Source organism: Streptacidiphilus sp. EB103A (genome assembly GCF_041261405.1).
Taxonomy (GTDB): domain Bacteria; phylum Actinomycetota; class Actinomycetes; order Streptomycetales; family Streptomycetaceae; genus Streptacidiphilus.
This window is the reverse complement of the sequence record NZ_JBGCAQ010000017.1, coordinates 141,642-161,551: the sequence shown is the minus strand read 5'-3', so window position 1 is coordinate 161,551 and position 19,910 is coordinate 141,642. Positions and strand designations below refer to the sequence as shown.

At 70.8% G+C, this 19,910-nt stretch carries 19 protein-coding genes; 11 read left to right on the top strand and 8 right to left on the bottom strand.

What is annotated here, in order from left to right; all coding sequences use genetic code 11:
• Positions 1-33: 33 nt before the first annotated feature.
• On the bottom strand, positions 34-1,086 hold the full coding sequence (locus tag ABH941_RS27375) for a phosphotransferase enzyme family protein (RefSeq protein WP_370132195.1): 1,053 nt from the start codon (positions 1,084-1,086) through the stop codon (positions 34-36).
• Here ABH941_RS27375 and ABH941_RS27370 point away from each other — a divergent pair.
• The 3 genes from ABH941_RS27370 to ABH941_RS27360 all read left to right on the top strand — a co-directional run bounded on the left by ABH941_RS27370 (position 980) and on the right by ABH941_RS27360 (position 5,030).
• Entirely contained in the window at positions 980-1,480 is a 501-nt protein-coding gene (locus tag ABH941_RS27370; protein WP_370132194.1) for a sulfurtransferase, read from the top strand. The two genes, ABH941_RS27375 and ABH941_RS27370, sit on opposite strands and share 107 nt — an antisense overlap.
• A gap of 98 nt (positions 1,481-1,578) precedes the next feature.
• Positions 1,579-2,661, top strand: coding sequence for an ADP-ribosylglycohydrolase family protein (locus ABH941_RS27365; protein WP_370132193.1), 1,083 nt, complete (start codon positions 1,579-1,581; stop codon positions 2,659-2,661).
• Positions 2,662-3,032: 371 nt separating this feature from the next.
• Complete coding sequence (locus tag ABH941_RS27360) at positions 3,033-5,030, top strand: multicopper oxidase family protein (protein ID WP_370132192.1); 1,998 nt, start codon at positions 3,033-3,035, stop codon at positions 5,028-5,030.
• Positions 5,031-5,041: 11 nt separating this feature from the next.
• Here ABH941_RS27360 and ABH941_RS27355 read toward each other — a convergent pair whose 3' ends face one another.
• The 4 genes from ABH941_RS27355 to ribA form a co-directional block, all read right to left on the bottom strand.
• Positions 5,042-6,151: a cation diffusion facilitator family transporter gene (locus ABH941_RS27355; protein ID WP_370132191.1), complete on the bottom strand. Its 1,110-nt coding sequence runs from the start codon at positions 6,149-6,151 to the stop codon at positions 5,042-5,044.
• A gap of 87 nt (positions 6,152-6,238) precedes the next feature.
• Entirely contained in the window at positions 6,239-6,601 is a 363-nt protein-coding gene (locus ABH941_RS27350; RefSeq protein ID WP_370132190.1) for a DUF1304 domain-containing protein, read from the bottom strand.
• A 76-nt stretch (positions 6,602-6,677) separates the two neighbouring features.
• On the bottom strand, positions 6,678-7,460 hold the full coding sequence (locus ABH941_RS27345) for a dioxygenase (protein WP_370132189.1): 783 nt from the start codon (positions 7,458-7,460) through the stop codon (positions 6,678-6,680).
• A gap of 19 nt (positions 7,461-7,479) precedes the next feature.
• Complete coding sequence (gene ribA, locus ABH941_RS27340; RefSeq protein ID WP_370132188.1) at positions 7,480-8,112, bottom strand: GTP cyclohydrolase II; 633 nt, start codon at positions 8,110-8,112, stop codon at positions 7,480-7,482.
• A 103-nt stretch (positions 8,113-8,215) separates the two neighbouring features.
• On the opposite strand from ribA, the gene ABH941_RS27335 reads away from it, so the two are divergent.
• The 4 genes from ABH941_RS27335 to ABH941_RS27320 all read left to right on the top strand — a co-directional run bounded on the left by ABH941_RS27335 (position 8,216) and on the right by ABH941_RS27320 (position 11,784).
• A complete protein-coding gene (locus ABH941_RS27335) occupies positions 8,216-8,683 on the top strand; it encodes a MarR family winged helix-turn-helix transcriptional regulator (RefSeq protein ID WP_370132187.1) in 468 nt (155 codons plus the stop codon).
• Positions 8,684-8,823: 140 nt separating this feature from the next.
• On the top strand, positions 8,824-10,797 hold the full coding sequence (locus ABH941_RS27330; protein WP_370132186.1) for a M13 family metallopeptidase: 1,974 nt from the start codon (positions 8,824-8,826) through the stop codon (positions 10,795-10,797).
• A gap of 31 nt (positions 10,798-10,828) precedes the next feature.
• Positions 10,829-11,353 carry an SAM-dependent methyltransferase gene (locus ABH941_RS27325; RefSeq protein ID WP_370132185.1) on the top strand — a complete coding sequence of 175 codons (525 nt, stop codon included), beginning with the start codon at positions 10,829-10,831 and terminating at the stop codon, positions 11,351-11,353.
• The gene (locus ABH941_RS27320) at positions 11,275-11,784 is read left to right on the top strand and encodes an SAM-dependent methyltransferase (protein ID WP_370132184.1); all 510 of its coding nucleotides are present in this window, start codon (positions 11,275-11,277) and stop codon (positions 11,782-11,784) included. Before ABH941_RS27325 ends, ABH941_RS27320 begins: the two co-directional genes overlap by 79 nt.
• Before the next feature lie 13 nt (positions 11,785-11,797).
• Here the strand turns inward: ABH941_RS27320 and ABH941_RS27315 are convergent, their stop codons facing one another.
• The 3 genes from ABH941_RS27315 to thrS form a co-directional block, all read right to left on the bottom strand.
• Positions 11,798-12,061: a hypothetical protein gene (locus ABH941_RS27315; RefSeq protein ID WP_370132183.1), complete on the bottom strand. Its 264-nt coding sequence runs from the start codon at positions 12,059-12,061 to the stop codon at positions 11,798-11,800.
• A gap of 56 nt (positions 12,062-12,117) precedes the next feature.
• The gene (locus tag ABH941_RS27310) at positions 12,118-12,318 is read right to left on the bottom strand and encodes a hypothetical protein (RefSeq protein ID WP_370132182.1); all 201 of its coding nucleotides are present in this window, start codon (positions 12,316-12,318) and stop codon (positions 12,118-12,120) included.
• 73 nt (positions 12,319-12,391) lie between these two features.
• Entirely contained in the window at positions 12,392-13,621 is a 1,230-nt protein-coding gene (gene thrS / locus ABH941_RS27305) for a threonine--tRNA ligase (RefSeq protein ID WP_370132181.1), read from the bottom strand.
• A gap of 226 nt (positions 13,622-13,847) precedes the next feature.
• On the opposite strand from thrS, the gene ABH941_RS27300 reads away from it, so the two are divergent.
• The 4 genes from ABH941_RS27300 to ABH941_RS27285 all read left to right on the top strand — a co-directional run bounded on the left by ABH941_RS27300 (position 13,848) and on the right by ABH941_RS27285 (position 19,886).
• Positions 13,848-14,684, top strand: coding sequence for an MOSC domain-containing protein (locus ABH941_RS27300; RefSeq protein ID WP_370132180.1), 837 nt, complete (start codon positions 13,848-13,850; stop codon positions 14,682-14,684).
• Between the two features lie 108 nt (positions 14,685-14,792).
• Complete coding sequence (gene fusA, locus ABH941_RS27295; protein WP_370132179.1) at positions 14,793-16,925, top strand: elongation factor G; 2,133 nt, start codon at positions 14,793-14,795, stop codon at positions 16,923-16,925.
• Between the two features lie 141 nt (positions 16,926-17,066).
• The gene (locus ABH941_RS27290) at positions 17,067-18,029 is read left to right on the top strand and encodes a hypothetical protein (protein ID WP_370132178.1); all 963 of its coding nucleotides are present in this window, start codon (positions 17,067-17,069) and stop codon (positions 18,027-18,029) included.
• A 384-nt stretch (positions 18,030-18,413) separates the two neighbouring features.
• Positions 18,414-19,886, top strand: coding sequence for a sugar transferase (locus ABH941_RS27285; protein ID WP_370132177.1), 1,473 nt, complete (start codon positions 18,414-18,416; stop codon positions 19,884-19,886).
• Positions 19,887-19,910: the final 24 nt, after the last annotated feature.

Here is a 19,910-nt window from a genome sequence, read left to right as displayed (position 1 = left end):
GCGTCAGGAATGTGGCCCGGTGACCATGCAATGTCAAGTGCCGTGCACAGAACGGCGTTGGGCCAGCCGACCCACCTGTGCCACCAGCTCCGCCCCGTCCGACGAGGCGAACCACTCGGCGTGGCCGACGAAGTACGCGTAGGCGAGGGCGGTGTTCTCCGCCGAGTCGGTGACCCCGTGGAAGTAGCCCATCTCCGACAGCGCGAACTCGGCGTGGACCAAGGGCAGAAGTAGTGGCAGCGCCGCCGCCTCGGCCGAGGTCAGCGGACGAACGGAGCTGTACCCGTCCAGCAGCGACTCCAGGTGCTCCCACTGGACCGGGAAGGAGGGCTGCAGCCACTGGACGGTGTTGCGCTCGATCGCGGTGGCGAGGTCGTGGACGGCGGTGGTGCGGTCGCTGAGGCCGAAGTCCAGCACCGTGGAAACCTCGGCCTGCGGCCCCGAGGTGTCCCAGAGCAGGTTGGAGGCGTGCCAGTCGTTGTGCGTCCACAGCGGTTCCAGCGAGTCCAGCAACGGCGCCAGCCGGCGGTGGAACGGCAGGTGCACCCGGTGGACGTCCTCGCGCCACGGCCGGTCGGCCAACGCCTCGGCGAGGGACGGCCGTTCGGCCTGGTAGCGGTCCAACTGCCGGACCGGGTCCGCCGAGGCGGACACGGTGAAGGAGGACACCAGCGGCTGCACCCGGCGGCGCGGCGCCCGGTACCCGGTGGCGGCGAGGTGCAGCCGGGCCAGGGCCCTGCCGGCGGCCCGCGCATGCTCGGCCGAGGCGAAGGCCGACCAGGAGAGGGCGTCCTGGTAGAGATCGGTTCCGGTTCCGGCGGTGTGGACCTCGTAGACCCATTCGCCGAGGCACACTGCTGACGACCCGTCAGTGGTCGTCAGCACCTCCACCACTGGAGCGCCGCGCCCACGGAGGTGCCGCAGGAAGGCATGCTCCTCGGCGAGTCCGGCGACCGTCCGCACCGAGGAGTGGTGCCGTTTGACGAACAGGATCCGGTCCCGCGCCACCAGCGCCGCGGCCGCGGCGCCCGCCCCCGAGCGCGGCCCGCTCGCCCCGCGCCCCCGGCCCGAACTGTGGGCGGGCATCGACGACATCGCGGCCATCAGCAGCGGCGCACGTCCGGGCACACTGGTCTGCGCCCTCCCGGGCCCCGCCTTCGACGGCACGGCACCGACCCGCTACACACGGCGCGGCCACATCCCCGGCAGCCGCAGCCTCCCCGGCCGCGAACTCCTGGACGACAACGGCCGTTTCCTTCCCCGCGACCGACTCGCGGCCCGGGTCGGCACGGTACTCGACGCCGAAGCCCTCCACACCGTCCTGTACTGCGGCGGCGGCATCTCCGCCGCCGGCGCCGCCCTCGCCCTCACCCTGCTCGACCACGACGACGTCAGCATCTACGACGGCTCCCTCGAACAGTGGTCGGCGGACCCGACCCAGCTGCTGGTCCTGGGCGCCGGGACGGAGGCTGAGGGCTGACCGACCGTCATCCGGGAAATCCGCTCTCCCCCGGGTCACTCCACCCGGTACGGTCCCACCCAGCCCGTGCGCGGGCTGACGACTACAGGGGAGACGACATGACAGCGGGCCAGCGGCTCGACCGGATCCGAGGCTGCCTGCTCGGCGGAGCCATCGGCGATGCACTGGGGTGGCCGGTGGAGTTCCAGCGGCTGGACCCGATCCTCGCCGACCACGGTCCCGAAGGTGTGACCCAACTCGTGCTGCGGACCGGGGGACGGGCCGAGGTCACCGACGACACCCAGATGACGCTGTTCACCGCCGAGGGCCTGCTGCTCGCGAAGGACAACAGCCCGGACCAGGTCATCAGCGCGGTCCATGCGGCCTACCAGCGATGGTTTCTGACGCAGCGTCTGTCCGCGCCTGTGGCGGCCGACATCATCAAGTCAGAGGGCACCCTGCTGCGCGAGCCATGGCTCTACGCCTCCCGAGCTCCCGGGAACGCGTGTATCTCCGGAGTGGTCGAGAACCCGCAGCTGCCACGGATCGTGACGGCAGGTCAGACCGGTGTCGTCAATCCCGGCTCCAAGGGATGCGGCACGGTGATGCGTTCGTCCCCGTTCGGCCTGATCGGCGCCGGACCCGAGAGGGCGTTCCGGCTCGCCGCGGACTGCGCGCAGCTGACCCACGGTCACCCCACCGGCTACCTGGCTGCCGGGGCGTTCGCCGCCCTGGTCGACCGACTGGTCGCCGGGGTCGAGCCGGCCGAGGCGGTGCGGCAGACCATCGCCCAGACCACCGCGCAGCCCGGCAACCCGGAGACCGTCACCGCGCTGGAACGCGCGGTGCGCCTGGCCGAGAGCGGCACTCCGGGCTTCGACCTGGTGGAGCAGGTCGGTCTCGGCTGGATCGCCGAGGAGTGCCTGGCCATCGCCGTCCACTGCCTGCTGGCCGCCGCCCCCGGCCCCGGGGCGACCGGAGAGGATCTGCGCCGTGCGCTGACCCTGTCGGTCACCCACTCCGGCGACAGCGACTCGACCGGCGCCGTCTGCGGCAATCTCCTGGGCGCCGCGTACGGCCTGGCGGCCCTGCCGGAGGACTGGGCCGTCCAGGTCGAGGGGCGGGCCACCATTCTTTTGACGGGCGAGGCACTATTCGTCCGTTCGGCGTCCGCCCTGGAACCCGGACCGGGTGCCGAATAGGGCGGGAGCATATGCCAATTTCGGGCCCGTGTTCACAGTTACCACACGGTTCATTGAAAGGCCCTGGAAACAAGAAATTATCACCGCTGCTTCTACTCATGTCCGTCGCCGCGCACTAGAGTTCAGCCTTGCGCCAGCACTCCCGGGTATCGGGAGTCACTCAACTTCGCTACAGGCTACCGAACTTGGTCTCATCTGAGGCGACCCGACGGCAAGGCGCATCGACAGCGTCCAGTCCGCCCCTTTTCTGCACAGCGAGCAGTCGCACGCCCCTTCGCGCCTTCGGTCGGGGAAGTGGCGGTCAGTAAGTTCGCATACGAAAGTCTCAGCGTTGATTGCCATGGCCATACCGTGAGCATTGGAGCTTTGACGTGCCCAAGTCGCCAAATTCCGACATACCCGGTTCAGAGGTCACCAGGCGGGCGGTGATCCGCGCCGCCGCGGCCGGCGGCGTGGTGGCTGCGGTCGGGTTCAGCCGCGCGGCGTCGGGCGAGGCCCGGCCGGCCGCGGCGGCCCTCGTCGCCTCGGTCACCTCGGCGAACCCGCTGCCCGGTGGCACCCTGGATCCGCTGTCGGTGCCCAAGTACCGGACCGAACTGCCGAGGCTTTCGGTCATGCCGTCCACCGGCACAGCCGTCTCCGACGGGTCCCTGGTGGACGTGTACTCGATCGCGGCCCGGCAGTTCAGCCAGCAGATCCTGCCCAGCTCCTTCCCGAGGACCACGGTGTGGGGTTACGGCGTCCCCGGCCTCGCGGGCAGCTTCAACGCCCCGGGGCACACGATCGAGGCGCGGGTCGGCCGCCCGGTCCGGGTGACCTGGACCAACGGCCTGGTCGACAGCGGCGGCAACTGGCTGCCGCACCTGTTCACCGTCGACCCCACGCTGCACTGGGCCAACCCCGGCGGTGGGACCAGCTCCCGGGACACCCGCCCGACCTTCACCTCGACTCCCGCTCCGTACACCGGACCGGTGCCGCTGGTCACCCACCTGCACGGAGCGCACGTCACCCAGGAGAGCGACGGGTATCCCGAGGCCTGGACCCTGCCCGCGGCGGAGAACCTCCCGACCGGCTACGCCGCCACCGGCAGCTACTACGACGCCTACAAGGCGCAGGCGGCGGCCCGCTTCGGCGCCCAGTGGCAGCCGGGCTCCTCGACCTACCAGTACCAGAACGACCAGCGCGCGGCCGCGCTCTGGTACCACGACCACGTCCTCGGGATGACCCGGCTCAACGTCCAGGCGGGCCTGGCCGGGATGTACCTGCTGCGCGGCGGCAGCGCCGACCTCTCCCCCGGGGTGCTGCCCTCCGGTGCCGCCGAGATCGCGCTGGTGATCCAGGACCGGTGCTTCAACAGCGACGGTTCGCTCTTCTTTCCGACGAGCCGGACCTTCTTCGGCGACACGACCGCCGGAGGCCCCTGGCTGCCCGTCACCGACGTTCCCCCGTACTGGAATCCGGAGTCGTTCGGCAACACCATCGTCGTCAACGGCGCCAGTTGGCCGGTCTGGCACGCCTCCCGCAAGCGCTACCGGCTGCGTGCGCTCAACTCCTGCAACGCCCGCACCCTGGTGCTCAAGGTCGTCACCGACCCGCTGGCGGACCGCCCGGCGACCGCCGCGCTGCCGATCTGGCAGCTCGGCTCGGACGGCGGGTTCCTGCCCGCGGCCGTCCAGCTCAGCCAGGTGCTGATCGCCCCCGCGGAACGGGCGGACCTGATCCTCGACTTCTCCGCGGTGCCCTCGGGCACCACGCTCTACCTCATCAACGAAGGCCCTGACGTGCCGTACCACGGCGGCGTACCGGACACCGACTTCGTCGCCGCGGACCACTGGACCAGCGGGCAGGTGATGCAGATCGTCGTCGGCGGCGCGGCGATCGACACCAGCGTCCCGCCCGCGCAGCTGCAGCTACCGGCCGTCAAGGCGCTGGGCAGCGCGAGCCAGACCTTCACCGTCTCACTCAACGAAGGCGACTCCACCGTCTTCGCCGGCGCCCCTATCATCGGGGCCCTCGGCTCCCTCAACGCGGACGGCACCGGCGCGATGGAGATGTGGGACGACCCTGTCTCCGTGAAGCCGACCGTCGGCGCGGTCGGGGAGTGGGACCTGGTCAACCTCACCGTGGACGGCCACCCGATCCACATCCACCAGACCCAGTTCCAAGTCGTCAGCCGCACCGCCGTCGACGGAACCGTACGCGGCCCCGAGCCCTGGGAGACCGGCTTCAAGGACACGGTCATCGCCTACCCCGGCGAGACCACCCGCCTCAAGGCCGCCTTCGACATAGCCGGACGGTACGTCTACCACTGCCACATCCTCGACCACGAGGACAACGAGATGATGCGGCCGTTCGACGTCCAGTCCTGACCGCCCTGCGCTCAGGCATGACCGACGTGGTGGGCCAGTCGGGCGTGCGGGTCGGCGCCCTGGGTGAGCAGCGGGTCGGTGTGGACCGTGGCGGCGGTGAGTCGCGGGACGGCGTGGATCAGCGCGTGTTCGGCTGAGACGGCCAGGTCGTGGGCCTGAAGCACCGTCAGTTGCGGGTCCACGACGATGTCCGCCTCGGCCCGCAGGGCGTGGCCGATCCAGCGGAGGCGCACCTGGCCGACCTCGCGTACGCCCTCGACCTCCCGTAGGGCGTGTTCGGCGGCGGCCACCTGCGCGGGGTCAACGGCGTCCATCAGACGGCGGTAGACCTCGCGGGCCGCGTCCCTGAGCACCAGCACCAGGGCTGCGGTGATCAGCAGGCCCACGATCGGGTCGGCGGCCCGCCAGCCGAGGGCCGCACCGCCGGCACCCAGCAGGACGGCCAGCGAGGTGAAGCCGTCGGTACGCGCGTGCAGGCCGTCGGCGACCAGGGCGGCCGACCCGATCCTGCGGCCGGTGCGGATGCGGTAGCGGGCCACCCACTCGTTGCCGACGAAGCCCACCACCGCGGCGGCCGCCACCGCCCAGAGGTGGCTGACGTCCCTGGGGTGCAGCAGCCGGTCCAGGGCCTCGTAACCGGCCAGGGCGCAGGACGCGGCGATGGTGAGCACGATCGCGATGCCGGCCAGATCCTCGGCCCGGCCGTAGCCGTAGGTGTAGCGACGGTTCGCGGCCCTGCGGCCCACCAGGAACGCCACCCCGAGCGGCAGCGCGGTCAGTGCGTCCGCCGCGTTGTGGATGGTGTCGCCCAACAGCGCCACCGAGCCCGACCAGACCACCACCACGGCCTGGAGCAGCGCGGTCAGCCCCAGGATCAGCAGCGAGAGCCAGAGCGTGCGCATCCCGGCCCGCGAGGTCTCCATGGCCGGGTCGACCCGGTCCATGGCCTCATGGCTGTGCGGCTTGGCCAGATGGCCGAGCCGGTGCCGGACCCTCGCCCACCGGCTGCTGACACCGTGCTCGTGGGTGTGGTCGTACTCGTGCTCGCGCTCATGGTCGTGGTCGTGGCCGTGATCATGGTCATGCTCGTGTCCGTGCTCGTCCTGCGGTGTGCCCTCCATGGACCCACCGTGACACCTGGAACCCGTTGCAGCCACTCCCCACCTACCGGCCCTGAGCAGCTGCGATACATGTGCAGCCGGGGCCGGTCAGCCGGCGATCAGCACCGCCGCCAGCGCCAGTGCCCCGGGCAGGGCCTGGACCAGCCAGATCCGGCGGTTCGCGGTCGCGCCGCCGTAGATCCCGGCGACCACGACGCAGCCGGTGAAGAAGATCTGCGCGTCGTGCCCGACCGGATCGGAGGCGATCAGCCCCCAGAGCAGCCCCGCCGCGAGGAATCCGTTGTAGAGGCCCTGGTTGGCGGCCAGTGCGGCGGTGTCCTTGGCCATCGTGGCGTCGAAGCCGGAGAGTTCACGTCCCTTGGGCCCCTGCCAGAGGAACATCTCCAGGACCAGGATGTAGGCGTGCAGCAGGGCGACCGCAGCCACCAGGATTCCAGCGATGATTCCCATGCGCGTACTCTCGCTGCTCCTGTGCCCCTCCCGCAAACCGGACAGGTGTCCGCAGCGCCGGCCTGGGTGGCCCGGGTCAGCCGAACTGGAGGGAGCGCTTGGCCAGGCCCATCCAGAAGCCGTCGATGACGCTGCGCTGGGTGGCGAGTTCCTCGTGCGCGGCGCCGAGGGTGACGAACAGTGGGGCGAAGTGCTCGGTGCGCGGGTGCGCCAGCCGTCCGGCCGGGGCCTTGCGCTCGAAGTCGAGCAGCGCGTCCAAGTCCTGTGCCTCCAGGGCGCGGTGACCCCAGTCGTCGAACTCGGCCATCACCGAGGTGACCCGTCCGTCCTGGCTGAGCGCCCGCAGGTTGTGGGTGAAGAAGCCGCTGCCGACGATCAGCACGCCCTCGTCCCGCAGCGGGGCCAGCCGGCGGCCGATCTCCAGCAGCTGCTTCGGGTCCAGGGTGGGCATGGAGACCTGCAGCACCGGGATGTCGGCCCCCGGGAACATCTCCACCAGCGGGACGTACGCACCGTGGTCCAGCCCCCGGTCGGGGATGTCCTGGACGGGCGTGCCGGGGGCGCGCAGCAGCTTGCGCACGCTCTCGGCCAGCGCGGGGGCGCCCGGCGCGGCGTAGGTCACCTCGTAGTAGTGCTGCGGGAAGCCCCAGAAGTCGTAGACCAGCGGGACGGTGCTGGTCGCGCCCAGCGCCAGCGGCGCCTCCTCCCAGTGGGCGGAGACCATCAGGATCGCGGTCGGGCGCGGCAGCTCCGCCGACCAGGCCGCCAGCTGCCCCGGCCACAGCGGGTCGTCGGCCAGCGGCGGGGCGCCGTGGCTGAGGTAGAGGGCGGGCATGCGCCCGGGAGTGGCGGTGGTCATGACCGGAGCTCCTTCCGCCTCAGCCGGCGAGCTGGGTGAGGGCAATGGTGTGGTTGGTGTGCTCGACCTTGGCGCGCAGGTAGCGCAGGTTGTGGCCGGTCGCGAAGACGCCGGTGGGAACGCGGTCGCGGACCGGGACGCCCAGGTCGAGCAGTTGCGCGGCCTTGTCCGGGTTGTTGGACAGCAGGTCCAGTGTGTCCACGCCGAGCGCCGCGAGCATCTGGGCGGCGCCGGTGTAGTCGCGGCTGTCCTCGGGGAGGCCGAGGGCGGCGTTGGCCTGGTAGGTGTCGAGTCCGCCGTCCTGCAGCGCGTAGGCGTCCAGCTTGTTGTAGAGGCCGATCCCCCGGCCCTCCTGGCGCAGGTAGAGCAGGTAGCCGCCGACACCGGCGATGCGCTCGACGGCCTCGCGCAGCTGCGGACCGCAGTCGCAGCGGGCCGAGCCGAAGACGTCCCCGGTGAGGCACTCCGAGTGGAGCCGGACCAGCGGGACGGCGGCCCGGTCCGGGTCGCCGAGCCTGATGGCCAGGTGCTCCAGCCCGTCCGTCAGGCCGTGGAAGGTGACCAGCTCGGCGTCGACCGTGTAGCCGTCGCCGAAACGCAACGGGACGCGGACCCGGGTGCGCACAGTGGCGACAGGAAGGTTCTCCGGCATGCGCTGCTCCACTCACAACAGGCTTGGTTCCAATTTGAACCAAGCGGACCCGGCCGACGGTACACCCCGATTCAAATTTGAACAACAGGGGTAGAGTGGTCCCATGGAAGAACCTCGATGGCTGGACGATCGGGAGCGGGCCGCCTGGATCGGCTTCCTCTCGGCCACCAACCTGGTCGCGCGCAAGCTGGAGCAGCAGCTCAAGGACGATGCCGCGCTCTCCCATACCCAGTACGAGGTGCTGGTCCAGCTCTCCGCCGCCCCCGGGCACTCACTTCGGATGACCGAGCTGGCGGACCGGCTGGTCACCTCCAAGAGCGGGCTGACCTACCAGGTCACCCAGCTGGAGCGGGCCGGGCTGGTGGCCCGCCGGACCTGTCCCAGCGACGTCCGCGGTGTCATCGCCCAGCTCACCGACCGGGGCATGGAGGTGCTGCGCGAGGCCGCGCCCGGCCATGTGGCCGCCGTCCGCGAAGCGCTGATCGACGTGCTCACCCCCGAGCAGCTCGACAACCTGGCCGCCGGCCTCGGCGAGGTCTCCCGCAGGCTGCGCGGACCCGCCGCCTCCTGAATGCTCCCGCGCTGAACGCTGCCGGGCTGATTGCACCCGTGCCGAATGCGCCCGTGCGCGGGCTGTGCGCGGGCCGTGCGCCGGCCACGTGTCAGCGCGAGCCCCGGCCGTCCGGCCCGGTGCTCGCATAAGCTGCACGGATGAGCATTCTTGATGGCGCCCGCGCGGGCATGAACCCCGACATCCGACCGCAGGACGACCTGTTCGGCCATGTCAACGGCCAGTGGCTGCAGACCGTGGAGATCCCGGCCGACCGGTCGAGCTGGGGTCCCTTCGTGCAACTCGCCGATACGGCCGAGGAGCAGGTCAAACAGATCATCCAGGAGCTCGCTGCGGGTGTCGCGGCGGCGCCTGCCGAGGCCGGTGACAACGCCCGGAAGATCGCCGCGCTCTACACCTCCTTCATGGACGAGGCGGCCGCCGCCGAGCGCGGCGCCGACCCGGTGCAGCCGCAGCTGCGGGCCGTCGCCGAGCTGCGCGACACCCGCGAGTTGGCCGCGTTCCTCGGCGGGTTCGAGCGCACCGGCGGCTCCGGACTCTTCGGCCTCTACGTCAACACCGACGACCGGGACTCCGACCGCTACCTGGTCAACATCGTCCAGGGCGGCCTCGGTCTGCCCGACGAGTCGTACTACCGCGACGAGAAGTTCGCCGAGATCCGGACCAAGTACGTCGGCTACCTGACCCAGCTCTTCACCTTCGCCGAGTACCCGGACCCGGCCGCCGCGGCGGCCACGGTGCTGGCGATCGAGACCCGACTGGCCGCGGGGCACTGGGAGCGCGCCGAGACGCGCGACGTGCAGAAGACCTACAACCTCACCACCCTGGACGAACTCAAGGCGCTCGCGCCCGAGTTCGACTGGAGCGGCCATGCCGCGGCGCTGGGCGGCTCGGACCGGACCATCGCCGAGACCGTGGTCCGGCAGCCGTCCTACCTGGCCCACCTCTCCGCCGTGCTGGCCGAGGTGCCGATCGAGCAGTGGCGGGACTGGGCCACGGCGCGGGTACTGCGCGCCGCCTCGCCGTACCTGACCGACGAGTTCGTCCGCGCCGACTTCGAGTTCTACGGCCACGCCCTGAACGGCACCCCGGAGCTGCGGGCCCGCTGGAAGCGCGCGGTCTCCTTCGTCGAGGGCGCCATGGGCGAGGCGGTCGGCGAGGAGTACGTCGCACGGCACTTCCCGCCGACCTCCAAGGCGATGATGGACGCGCTGGTCGCCAACCTGCTCCAGGCCTACCGGGAGTCGATCTCGCAGCTGGAGTGGATGACCGAGGAGACCAAGAAGCGCGCCTACGAGAAGCTGGCCACCTTCCGTCCGAAGATCGGCTACCCGGACCAGTTCCGCGACTACTCCGCGCTGCAGGTGAGCGAGGGCGACCTGCTGAGCAACGCCCATGCGGCCGCCGCCTTCGAGAGCGACCGCGAGCTGGCCAAGCTCGGCGGCCCGGTCGACCGCGACGAGTGGTTCATGCTGCCGCAGACGGTCAACGCCTACTACAACCCGGGGACCAACGAGATCTGCTTCCCGGCGGGCATCCTGCAGGAGCCCTTCTTCTCCCCCGAGGGCGAGACCGCCGAGAACTACGGCGGCATCGGCGCGGTGATCGGCCACGAGATCGGCCACGGCTTCGACGACCAGGGGGCGCAGTACGACGGCGCCGGCAACCTCAACGACTGGTGGACGGCGGCCGACAAGGCGGCGTTTGAGATCAAGTCCAAGGCGCTGATCACCCAGTACAACGGCTTCTCGCCGCGCTCCCTGCCCGGCCAGACCGTGAACGGCGCGCTGACGGTGGGTGAGAACATCGGCGACCTCGGCGGTCTGACGATCGCTCACAAGGCCTACCTGATCTCGCTCGACGGCGAGAGCGGCGAGAGTGACGCGACGAACACCTCGACCGACTCGCAGACCCTGTTCATGAACTGGGCCTACTGCTGGCGCACCAAGCGCCGCAAGGAGCAGGAGGAGCAGTACCTCACCATCGACCCGCACTCGCCCCCGGAGTTCCGGGCGAACATCGTCCGCAACCTCGACGAGTTCCACCAGGCCTTCGGCACCGCCGAGGGCGACGAACTCTGGCTGGACCCCGCGGAGCGCGTCCGGATCTGGTGACCCGGCACGGCCCGGCCTCCGTGCACGCACCATGGCGGCACGGAGGCGGGGCCGGAATGCGTACGGTCCCAACACCGGTGGAACAGCTGTGCGTTACTATCCCCGAGCAGTGGCCGTGAGTGGAGTGGGGCGGGGCGGGATGGCGGAGCAGGAATCGGTCTCCGAGTGGGAGAGGCTCGGCGTCGACACCTCCAAGCCGAGTGTGGCGCGCGTCTACGACGCGATTCTCGGAGGTAAGGACAACTTCGCCGTCGACCGCGCGGTGGCCGCCAAGCGCCTGGAGCTCATCCCCGACGGCGGCCAGGGCGCCCGGATCAGCCGCGGGTTCCTCGCCAGGGGCGTCGCCCACATGGCGCGGGAGGGGATCACCCAGTTCCTGGACATCGGCTCCGGCCTGCCCACCTCACAGAACACCCTCCCCCAAACTTCGTCCGGGGGTGCCCCCTGGTCGCCCAGTCCGTCGCCCCCGGCGCCCGGGTGGTCTACGTCGACCACGACGCGATCGTGCTGGCCCACTCGCGCGCGCTGCTCACCGAGACCCCGGACACCCGGGTGATGCTCGGCGACTTCCGCTCGCCGCAGTCCATTCTGGACAGTGCGACCGTTCAGGAGTTCCTGGACTGGAGCCGCCCGGTCGGGCTGCTCCTGGTGGGCCTCGTGCACCACATCGCGGACGCGGAGGACCCGGCGGCCCTGGTCCGGACGTACGTGGACCGGCTCCCGGCCGGCAGCTACCTGCTGCTCAGCCACTTCAGCGACGCCAGCCCGGAGGCCCGCGCCCTGGAGCAGGCCTTCCAGCAGATGCTCGGCAGCGGACGGATGCGCAGCCCCAAGGAGATCGAGGGGTTCTTCGACGGCCTGGAACTGGTCGACCCCGGCGTCGTCCCGGTCGTCAGCTGGCGCCCCGAGGAGGCGGTCCCCGAACCGTCGACACCCAGCACCCTGCTGGTCTACGGCGGCCTTGGGAAGCGGTCCGGGGCCGGCTGAGCACCAGATCCCCTCACCGGTACGAATCACCGCCGAGAGCCTCGACCCCGTCCGCCTCGGCGTCGAACCGCCGCAGTTCCTCGACGCCGAGGAACGGGATGAGCGCACCGCAGTCCCGGCAGGCCCGCGCATATGTCGCGTCGTACTCGGGACGCGGCTTGAACACGCCCCGCCTCGGGAAGCGCAGCCGCAGAAACCGCTGATCCCCCACCCGGTTCCCCGACGTCAACTCCCCCAGCGGACCCAGCCGCTCCGATCCGCACACGCCACATCGCATGCGGGGAGCGTAGGGAAGGACAGCGGTGAGTGACAACAGACTTCGGGAGCCGTCCGCTATCGCTGGGTCGCCGTGGGCGCCGCCGAGCCGACCCGGGTGGGCGTCGGCGACGCGCCGGGATCCGAACTGCCGCCGCCGTGGACGCCGTGGGTGAGGATCCAGGCCAGGGCGGCGGTCGCGAGCAGCATTCCGCCGGCCCCAGCCAGCCTCGGGTCCAGCAGCAGACTCCGCTGCGGCTCCGGCCTGTCGTCGTCCACTCCCATGTCCTTACCCCCAAGCAGTCTCGCCAGAACGCCGCCGAGAGTACCCCTCCCCTGTCCGGTCGGCTGCTCAGAGCTCCCCGCTGCGGGCCTCGATCCGGGCGGTGATGCGGGCCAGGGCGTCGGCGGTGGGGAGGGGATCGGGTCGGCTGCCGTCGCGGAGGCGTAGGGCGACCAGGTCTGCTGCTGCCTCGCGGGGGCCGATCACTGCCTGGTAGGGGACCAGGCGGGCGGTTCGGACGCGGGCGGCCAGGGTGCCCTGGTCCGGGGTGGCGAGCCGTGCGCGCAGGTCCAGGTCGAGGCAGCGGCGCAGCAGGTCGGCGGCGACGGGTAGTTCGGCGTCGGAGACCGGCAGGATCTCCAGCTGGGTGGGGGCCAGCCAGGCGGGGAAGGCGCCGCCGTGGGTCTCGATGAGATGGGCGACGGCCCGCTCCACGCTGCCGATGATGCTGCGGTGGACCATGACGGGGCGGTGTTTCGCACCGTCAGGTCCGATGTAGTGCAGATCGAACTGCTCGGGCTGGTGGAAGTCGACCTGGACGGTCGACAGGGTGGCTTCGCGGCCGGCGCCGTCGGTGATCTGCACGTCGATCTTCGGACCGTAGAACGCGGCCTCGCCCTCAGCCGCCTCGTACTCCACCCCGGAGCTGTCCAGCACCTCGGCCAGCAGGGCGGTGGCCCGCCGCCACATCTCCGGTGCGGCGACGTACTTCCCGCCGGGGCCGGGGAGCGAGAGCCGGAAGCGGGACGGACGGATGCCCAGGTCCACGTAGGCGCGGCGGATCAGCTGCAGCGCCGACCGCGCCTCCTCGGCGACCTGGTCCAGGGTGCAGAAGATATGGGCGTCGTTCAGCTGGATCGCCCGCACCCGGGTCAGCCCGCCCAGCACCCCGGACAGCTCCGAGCGGTACATCCCGCCCAACTCGGCCATGCGCAGCGGTAGTTCGCGGTAGCTGCGAGCACGCGAGCGGTAGATCAGCGCATGGTGCGGACACAGGCTCGGCCGCAGCACGACCTGCTCTCCGCCGAGGTCCATCGGCGGGAACATGTCCTCGCTGTAGTGGGACCAGTGCCCGGAGATCTCGTAGAGCTCCCGCTTGCCCAGCACCGGGGAGTAGACGTGCTGGTAGCCGGCCCGGCGCTCCACGCCGCGGATGTACTCCTCCAGGGCGTGCCGTACCGCCGCGCCGTCGGGCAGCCAGTACGGCAGCCCCGCGCCCATCAGTGGGTCGGTGTCGAACAGGTCCAGCTCGCGGCCGAGCCTGCGGTGGTCATGACGGTGCTCCTGCTGGACCCGCATCGCGGTCTCCTCGCTGTCGATGAGGCGAGTGACCGCACGGCGAAGCCCCGGGGCACTCGCCCCGGGGCTTCGGACAGAACAGCTGTCAGCGCGCCGGGACACTCTCCGGCGTCGTCGTGTTCACAGCAGCGCGCTTGTTCATGGCAGCACGCTAACAAAATCGCGGACGTTCCCGCGATCGGTTTTCGCTACGCTCCAGCTGGACTTGGAGAGACGGGGGCGTCGGATGGCGAATGCAGTGATCGGGGCAGTCGGGACGCTGTGGCGCTACCCGGTCAAGTCCATGCTCGGAGAACAGCTGCCCGCCGCCGAGGTGACCGAGCACGGCCTGGACGGGGACCGCAGGCTCGCCCTGGTCGACCGGGAGACCGGGCGGATCGCCAGCGCCAAGACCCCGCGGCTCTGGCACCGGCTGCTCAGCTGCACCGCGACCGGCGAGGGACACGGCGTGCGGATCACCGCCCGGGACGGCAAGAGCCTGTGGAGCACCGACGCCGGTATCGATGACGCACTGTCGGCGATCGCCGGTCGACCCGTCACCCTGGCCGACAGGCCGCCCGAGCAGGCAACGCTGGAAAGGTCCAAACCGGACCAGGTGCTGAGCCAGGGCCCGGACGCGGCAGTGGAGGCCGACATCGTCCCATTCGGCTCCGCCGCCCCCTCCGGGACGTTCTTCGACTACGCCCCCCTCCATCTGATCAGCACCTCCACTCTGCGTCGGATCGCCGAGCTGCACCCCGACGGGGTCTCCGAGGTCCGCCGCTACCGTCCCAACATCGTGGTCAACACCGACGCCCCCGGCTTCACCGAACACGACTGGTTCAACCGGGAGTTGCGGATCGGCGACCGGCTCACCCTGCGCGTGGTCGCCAACACCCCGCGCTGCGCCGTCCCCACCCTCGCCCACGGCCCCCTCCCCCGCGACACCGGCGCCCTGCGGACCCTCGCCGAGCACAACCGCCACCCTGCTCTCCCGGGCCTGAACCCGGAACCCTGCGCCGGGATCTACGCCCGGGTGCTCCAGCCAGGACGGATCCGCCCGGGCGACACCGTTCAGTTCTGACGCTGCGTCCGGTCGGACCCGAAAACCGGTCGTCCCGGGATGCCCCGGTGCCGCATGATCTCTGGTGACCGGTTTGTCCGAACGACCTTCACAGAGAGATGAACTCCCATGGCTGCCACGGCCCTTGCCCTCGCCCATGTGCGCAACATCGGCATCATGGCGCACATCGACGCCGGCAAGACCACCACCACGGAGCGCATCCTCTTCTACACCGGCGTCTCGCACCGGATCGGCGAGGTGCACCACGGCACCACCGCGATGGACTACATGCCGCAGGAGAAGGAGCACGGCATCACCATCACCTCCGCCGCGACGACCTGCCACTGGTCGCTGGGCGGCGCGGACAACGCCATCACCATCATCGACACCCCCGGGCACGTCGACTTCACCGTGGAGGTGGAGCGCTGCCTGCGGGTGCTCGACGGCGCGGTGACGGTGTTCGACGGCGTCGCCGGGGTCGAGCCGCAGTCGGAGACGGTGTGGCGGCAGGCCGACCGGTACGCCGTGCCGAGGATCTGCTTCGTCAACAAACTCGACCGCGCCGGTGCGGACTTCTACCGCTGCGTCGAGATGATCACGGAGCGGCTCGGTGCGGTCCCGCTGGTGCTGCAGCTGCCGATCGGCGTCGAGGCCGGTTTCACCGGGGTGGTCGACCTGGTCCGGATGCGGGCACTGGTGTGGTCGGCCGAGGCGGGCCTGGGCGAGATGTACGACACCGTCGACATCCCGGCCGAGCTGGCCGAGGCGGCGGCACAGTGGCGGACCCGGCTGGTCGAGGCCGTGGCGGAGCAGGACGAGGAGGTGATGGGGATGTACCTGGCGGGCGAGGCGCCCACCGAGGAGCAGTTGCACGCCGCGATCCGGCGCGTCACCATCGCGTCCGGCCGCCGAAGCGACGGCGGGGCCACGGTCACGCCGGTGCTCTGCGGCACCGCGTTCAAGAACAAAGGGGTGCAGCCCCTGTTGGACGCGGTGGTGCGGTACCTCCCCTCCCCACTCGACGTCGAGGCCGTCATCGGCCGCGCCGTCGAGGACCCGGAGGCGGCGGTCGCCCGCCGGCCCTCCGACACCGAACCGCTCGCCGCTCTGGCATTCAAGATCGCCGGCGATCAGCACCTGGGCCGACTCACCTTCGTCCGGGTCTACTCGGGCCGGCTGGAGGCCGGCGCATCGGTGCTGAACCCGGTGACCGGGCGGCGGGAGCGAATCGGCAAGGTCTACCGGATGCACGCCGACAAACGGGAGGAGATCGCCTCGGCCGGCGCCGGGGACATCGTCGCGGTGATGGGTCTGAAGCAGACCCGGACCGGCGAGACGCTGTGCGACGCCAAGGCCCCGGTGGTGCTGGAGTCCATGGACTTCCCGGCCCCGGTGCTGCGGGTCGCCATCGAGCCGGTGTCCAGGGCGGACCGGGAGAAGCTGGGTGAGGCCATCGCCCGGCTCGCGGAGGAGGATCCGTCCTTCCGGGTGGACACGGACCGGGACAGCGGTCAGACCGTCATCGGCGGGATGGGCGAGCTCCATCTGGAGATCCTGGTCGACCGGATGCGCCGGGAGTCCGGCGTCGCGGCGAACGTCGGCAGGCCGCAGGTGGCCTACCGGGAGACGATCAGCCGCGCGGTCGAGCGGGTCGACCTCACCCACAGGAAGCAGAACGGAGGGAAGGGGCAGTTCGCCAAGGTGCAGATCGCGGTCGAGCCGCTGCCCGCCGGGGAGGGGCCGTACGAGTTCGTCAACAAGGTCGTGGGCGGCCGGGTCCCGAAGGAGTTCATCCCCTCGGTGGACGCGGGAGTCCAGGACGCCATGAAGCTCGGCGTCCTGGCCGGTTACGAGATGACCGGCGTCCGGGTCACCCTGCTCGACGGCGCCTTCCACGACACCGACTCGTCCGAACTCGCCTTCCGGATCGCCGGTTCCCTGGCCTTCAAGGAGGCCGCGCGTAGGGCCCGGCCGGTCCTGCTGGAACCGGTGATGGCGGTCGAGGTCACCACGCCCGAGGGATCTCTGGGCGAGGTCATCGGCGACCTCAACGCGCGGCGCGGCCAGGTCACGGCGATGACCGAGCGCAGCGGGGCCCGGGTCGTCGAGGCACTGGTGCCGCTGGCGGAGATGTTCGGCTACGTCGGCGACCTGCGCAGCAGGACGTCGGGGCGGGCGTCCTACGCGATGCAGTTCGCCCGCTATGCCGAGGTGCCGCAGGCGCTGGCCGAGGCGATCGTCGCCAGGGCCGGGACGGTCTGACGGCGGGGTGCACGCCGCAGGACGACTGCGGCGTGCACCCGTTCCCGCCATCCCGTGCGCACGTGCTGTAACCGGTTGACCGCGTTGTGCGTACGCTTTCATACTGGCCCGGGGCGAGGGGTACGGGGGCGAGGGGGAGCCATGATGATCACTGGTGTCCGCAGTCGACTGCTGGGAGTCACCGCGACGGCATCGGCGGTGGTGCTGCTGGCCGCCTGCGGGGGATCGGGGTCGGCAGCGAGCCGGAACACGGCGGCCGGGGGTGGCTCGACCGCGCCGAGCGCGTCGCCGACGCCGACGGAGATGACGACCGGTCAGTACATCGCCGCGGTCGGCGCCATCGACAAGCCGGTCTCGACCGCGCTGTCCGCGCTCGCCGCAAGCGGCTCCACGGCCCGACTCAATGCTGCCGCGACAGCGCTGGAGAGCGCGGCGGGCCTGCTGGACGGCGTGGCCGCCCCGGCGGCGGCCGCCCAGGACAATGTGGACCTGTCCGCGAAACTGAAGGCCCTGGCCGGCGATCTGCAGTCGCTCGCCAAGGGGCAGGACGGCAACGGCAACGCCGTCTGCGCCGCCGCCTCCCCGGCCGTGCAGGCCGGAAGGACGGACAGCCTGGCCGCACTGGCCACCCTGCTGAAGGCGATGGCCGCGGCCGGCCACCCGGCCGGGATCGCCCTGCCGAAGTTCCCCGCACAGCAGCAGCGTTCCCTCGGCACCGGCACCTACCTGCGGGACACCGACCGCAGCGGCAACGGCCAGCTCACCATCGAGAACGGCGGCGACGGCGACGCGGTCATCACCCTGACCAGGAGCGGCACGCGCTCCTTCGCGGTCTACCTCCGCAAGAACGGCAGCTACACGGTCAAGGGCGTACGCGACGGCACCTACACCGTCTACTTCACCACCGGCTCCGACTGGGACCCTGGCCGCAAGGGGTTCACCTCGGGGTGCGCCTACCAGAAGTTCGACGAGACCCTGAAGTTCACCACCAAGTACACATCCACGCAGGTCGAGTACACGACCTACACCCTCAGCCTCTACGCGATCCCCGGCGGTACGGCCAGCACCAGCAACGTCCCGCCGGCCCAGTTCCCGACGCCGTAGCGCCCACCCCGACGGCTTGCGGTGATGGTGAACATTTGAAGAGTAAGCACGATTTTCGCACAACTCCTCTGCAGATCGTCCCTCATCCTCTAGATTGACCATGGTGGAGCCGCTTGGAGATGAAGCACCGTCAATTTTGTGCTGCCCGTCCCCCTACCCACGCCCGGGGGCCTTGGGTTTGAGGAAAACCTGAGGGTCTGACGGGTTCCTGTGTACGTCGAAAGCCTGGTCGAACAGGCATGTCCACTTTTGCCTGAGTGGGTTGTTCACGTAGTGCTGAAGCAGCCGGATGCCCTTCGCGAGGACGGGGGCATCCCGGGGGGAGGGACAGTGTTGGGCGAGCATGTCGAACTCACTGAAAGCCCGGGGGGGACCGTGCAGCGGATGGAGTTCGTCACCCCCTATCCAGCGGCGCGCGAGCGCCCGGCGGACGGAGCGATCGGTCAGTATCCGGTCTACTGGGAGCAGCGGTACCGCCTTGCCGTGATCATGAGCGACATCATGGCCACCGGCTTCGTGGTGGCCGCGATCGGCGGCCTCTTCGGGGCCAGGCACGCGGCCAACTGGGGCGAGAAGTGGGGAATTCTCGCTATCGGCACCGAGATGCTGGTGCTGGGAGCGCTGGCGGTGAGCCGGTCGTGGGCTCCGGCCGTGCTCGGCCAGGGCGCCGAGGAGTTCCACCGGCTCGGACGATCGCTGTTCACGGCGGCCGTCGTGCTGGCCCTCGCCGGGATCGCCGTCACCTCACACAACATCAAACTCTGGGTCTTCGTCGCGATCCCGGCGATCGCGCTCGCCACCATGACCGAGCGCTATCTGCTGCGCCTCTGGCTGCACAAGCAGCGGAAAGAGGGAAGGTGCCTGCGACCGGTGCTCGCCGCCGGGAACCTGGACACCGTGCGCGACCTGATCACCCGGACCCGCAAGTTCCCGCACCTGGGCTGGCGGGTGGAGGCGATATGCACGGCGGACGGCCTCGGGCTCGACGGCGGTGACCAACTGGACGGAGTGCCGGTGGTCGGCCGCCTGACCGAAGTCGCCGGCCATGTCCGCCGCGACGGCTACCGGGTCGTCGCGGTCACCGCGGACCCGCACTGGTCACCGGACCAGCTGCAGCGGCTGGCGTGGAACCTCGAGGGCAGCGACGCCGAGATGGTCGTGGCCCCCGTGCTGATGGAGGTGGCCGGCCCCCGGCTGCACGTCGACGCGGTGCTCGGGATCCCGCTGCTGCGGGTCAGCATGCCGACCTTCAGCGGGGGTCGCCGGATGGTCAAGGGGGTCGTCGACCGGATGGGGGCGGCGGTCCTGCTGGTGCTGCTCGCGCCGCTGATGCTGCTGATCGGGCTGCTGGTGCTGATGGACAGCCCCGGTGGGGCGCTCTATCGCCAGTGCAGAGTCGGCAAGGACGGCCGCGAGTTCACCATCTGGAAGTTCCGCACCATGGTCGTCGGGGCCCACGGGGCGCGTGCCGGGCTGACCGATCGCAACGAGGGCGCCGGCCTGCTGTTCAAGCTCCGCCGGGACCCGCGGGTGACCCGGGTGGGAACCGTGCTGCGCCGGTACTCGCTCGACGAGCTCCCGCAGCTCTTCAACGTGCTCACCGGCTCGATGTCGCTGGTCGGCCCGCGGCCCCCGCTGCCGGAGGAGTCCGCCGCGTACGGCCCGGACATCCGGCGGCGGCTGCTGGTCAAGCCCGGGCTCACCGGCCTGTGGCAGATCAGCGGACGCAGCGACCTGTCCTGGGAGGAAGCGGTCCGACTGGACCTGCGGTACGTGGAGGACTGGTCGCTCGCCCTGGACACAGTGATCTTGTGGAAGACGCTGCGTGCGGTGCTCTACGGGCAGGGGGCCTACTGATGCGCGGGAGGGACGGGAGGGAAT